The sequence below is a fragment of the Salinicola salarius genome, assembly GCF_002179555.1.
GTDB lineage: Bacteria > Pseudomonadota > Gammaproteobacteria > Pseudomonadales > Halomonadaceae > Salinicola > Salinicola salarius_A.
Genome location: NZ_NHOU01000079.1, coordinates 1 through 3,265 on the forward strand (window position 1 = coordinate 1; position 3,265 = coordinate 3,265).

The window sequence follows — 3,265 nt, forward strand, 5'->3', positions numbered from 1 at the left end:
TCAATCAGCACCCTCGTGAATGAGGCGGGTCGATGGCATCGAGCGTGATGCCCACGTCCCAGTCGCCCTTGGCGGAACCATCCGCACGCTGGATGAACGGCTTCAACTTCACCTCGAAGCCGATCGTTCGCAGCGTGTTCTGAAAACCGCGCTGCTTCGGGTCGCCCTTGTCGGTGGCATAGCAGCGGGCAGTTAGCACCTCACGGTTCGTCGTCGCTTTCGCCCAGAACCGACGGTAATCGAAGTGTTTGCCGTAGGCTTCACGCACGGTGTAGTAGACGTTCTGGGTGTCGACGAAGATCGCGACGCTGGTCATGGGGCAGGATTTCCAGAGTGGTCGAGCGCCGGCGCCTCCACCGAACCACATCGCGCCGACAGGCCGCTGCCGGCCCGCCGACGCGATGTCGACACGGTGCTGCTGCGGTCGAACTCGCCGCTACGCGACCAAGCCTAGCGGGCGAGTTCTTGGCGCACGATGGCCGCACCAGCGCTCAAAGCCTTCAGCTTGCCTTGTGCGACCTGGCGGGACAAGGGTGTCATGCCGCAGTTGGTGCAGGGGTAGAGCTTGTCGGCATCGATGAACTCGAGCGCCTTGCGCAGGGTCTCGGCGACCTCTTCCGGGGTTTCGATGGTGTTGGTGGCCACGTCGATCGCCCCGACCATTACTTTCTTGCCCCGGATCAGTTCGATCAGCTCCATCGGCACGTGGGAGTTCTGGCACTCCAGCGAGACGATATCGATGTTCGAAGCCTGCAGCCTGGGAAAGATCTCCTCGTACTGGCGCCACTCCGACCCCAGGGTCTTCTTCCAGTCGGTGTTGGCCTTGATGCCGTAGCCGTAGCAGATATGCACCGCGGTCTCGCACTCGACCCCTTCGATGGCTTTCTCCAGGGCGGCGATGCCCCAGTCGTTCACCTCGTCGAAGAAGACGTTGAAGGCGGGCTCATCGAACTGAATGATGTCCACGCCGGCGGCGGCCAGATCGCGGGCTTCCTGGTTGAGGATCCTGGCGAATTCCCAGGCCAGCTTTTCGCGGCTCTTGTAGTGGCCGTCATAGAGCGTATCGACCATGGTCATGGGCCCCGGCAGCGCCCACTTGATGGGCTGGTCGGTCTGCTGGCGCAGGAATCTGGCATCGTCCACGAAGACCGGCTTCTCGCGCGCCACGGGGCCGACCACCGAGGGCACGCTGGCGTCGTAGCGGTCGCGAATCTTGACGATCTCGCGCTGTTCGAAGTCGACACCGCTCAAGTGCTCGATGAAGGTGGTGACGAAGTGCTGACGGGTCTGCTCGCCGTCACTGACGATGTCGATACCGGCCCGCTGCTGATCGTGCAGGGAGACCCGCAGCGCGTCCCGCTTGCCCTCGGCCAGCTCCTCGTCCTGCAGTTTCCACGGCGACCAGAGCGTCTCGGGCTGGGCTAGCCAGGCGGGCTTGGGCAGGCTACCGGCCGTCGACGTGGGCAACAAAGTCTTCATGCAAAAGTGACCTTAATAACGGGTTGATCAAAGGATGTCGTTGGAACGGGCGATCAAAGGGAATAATCGGCCGACCACTGCTCGAGCACATGGCGGTAGGGTTTGATGAAGTGCCGCTCGGTGAACTTGCCCTGCTCGACGGCCAGCTGGCCGCGCTCTTCGCGGTCGTAGACGATGCGCGTCAGCGAGTAGTCCTGATGCTCGAGGCTCGGCTGGTAGATCTTGCCGGCCACCGAATTGGCGTTGTAGATCTCGGGGCGGTAGATCTTCTGGAACGTCTCCATGGTGCTGATGGCGCTGATCAGCTCGAGATCGGTGTAGTCGGAGAGCAGATCGCCGGAGAAATAGAACGCCAGCGGCGCGACGGCATGCGGCGGCATGAAGTAGCGCACCTTCAGCCCCATCTTGCCGAAGTAGAAATCCGTCAGCGAGGACTCGTCGTTTTCGTACTCCACGCCCAGCACCGGGTGGCGATTGTCGGTCTGGCGATAGACCTTGCTGCTGGAGACGCTGAGACAGATCACCGGTGGCTTGCCGAAAAACGCCCGATAGGCATCGGAATTGACGAATAGCTTGAACAGTTTGCCGTGCAGGTCGCCGAACCCTTCGGGGATACCGAATTCGGATCGCTCCCGGTTGTGCTCCGACAGCCAGACGCTGAAGTCGTAGTCGCGCACGTAGGACGAGAAGTTGTTCCCCACCATGCCCGGAATGCGCTTGCCAGCGTGCTTGTCGATGATCGTCGTCTTGAGCATTTCGATCGCCGGGAAGGTGTCGTCCTCGTCCTCGGCCCCCACGCTCAGCTCACCGGTGATGATGTCGAGCTCGACGGCATAGCGATCCGCCTTGGGGTTGTCCCAATGCGCCAGGGTGTTGAAACGGTTGTCGATCATTGTCAGGGCATTGCGCAGGTTATCCTCGCGACGCTCCCCTCTTGCCAGGTTGGCAAAGTTGGTGGTGGTGCGCGTGTTTTCGGCCGGGCGATAGTTTTCGTCGAACCGCACGCTCTTGATATCGAATGTGAAATCGTGACTCATCGCGAACAAGCACCCTGTTAATCGAGAGAGGCGCTGGCACCGTCAGAAGGCCCAGCGCCCCTCAATGCAATGTTTGCCAGCACGTGTTTGCCAATACCCTGTCTGGCGTATCGACCACAGGCGCTACAGCGCCTGTCGTCGAAGCGGATGCGCTCTTTATGCCAGAGCCTGTAGATGCATGAAAAGCGATATGATTTCAGCTCATCATGAAGAGGATTCATGATGCGACACTAGAGTGGACGAGCGACGGTTTTTTGGGATTGGCGGCGAGCATCGTCAGGTGGACGAGAAGTCGTTGGCGAGCATGTTCATGATCAGGCGAATCATCGTCTCCTTGTTGGCTGGATCGGATTCCGCGACCAGCAGCGTCAACGCCGCGAGACCGACATCATTAATGACCGGCTCTCCCGTCCCCGATAACAAACGCCCGTTGCGATGCAGGAAATCGACGAACAGAAAGGCCGCACTGCGTTTGTTGCCGTCGGCGAACGGATGATTCTTGATCACGAAATAGAGCAGATGCGCCGCTTTCGACTCGATGCTCGGATAGGCCGGCTCGCCGAAGACAGACTGGTCAAGATTGCCGAGCAGTGAGGCCAACCCATCGCTACGATCCCGCGCAAACAGCTCGGTTGCCTCTCCCCGCCCCATCAGTTCCGCTTTCAGTTCGTTCAGCGCCGATCTCGCCGTTTCCAACGAAGGAAGCTGACCGCCCGCCTGCACGTCAGGGTCGCTCAACAGCCCTTCGT

At 60.5% G+C, this 3,265-nt stretch carries 3 protein-coding genes and 1 pseudogene; all 4 read right to left on the reverse strand.

The window, feature by feature from the left end; genetic code table 11:
* Positions 1-28 precede the first annotated feature (28 nt).
* Positions 29-316: pseudogene (locus CCD76_RS18970) on the reverse strand (NYN domain-containing protein); the annotation flags it as partial.
* A gap of 134 nt (positions 317-450) precedes the next feature.
* Positions 451-1,479, reverse strand: coding sequence for a methionine synthase (locus CCD76_RS18975; RefSeq protein WP_087721055.1), 1,029 nt, complete (start codon positions 1,477-1,479; stop codon positions 451-453).
* Between the two features lie 53 nt (positions 1,480-1,532).
* Positions 1,533-2,516 carry a DUF1852 domain-containing protein gene (locus CCD76_RS18980; RefSeq protein ID WP_087721056.1) on the reverse strand — a complete coding sequence of 328 codons (984 nt, stop codon included), beginning with the start codon at positions 2,514-2,516 and terminating at the stop codon, positions 1,533-1,535.
* Positions 2,517-2,792: 276 nt separating this feature from the next.
* Positions 2,793-3,265: type II toxin-antitoxin system death-on-curing family toxin (locus CCD76_RS18985; RefSeq protein WP_179208973.1), on the reverse strand; the 473-nt coding region annotated here is incomplete at its 5' end.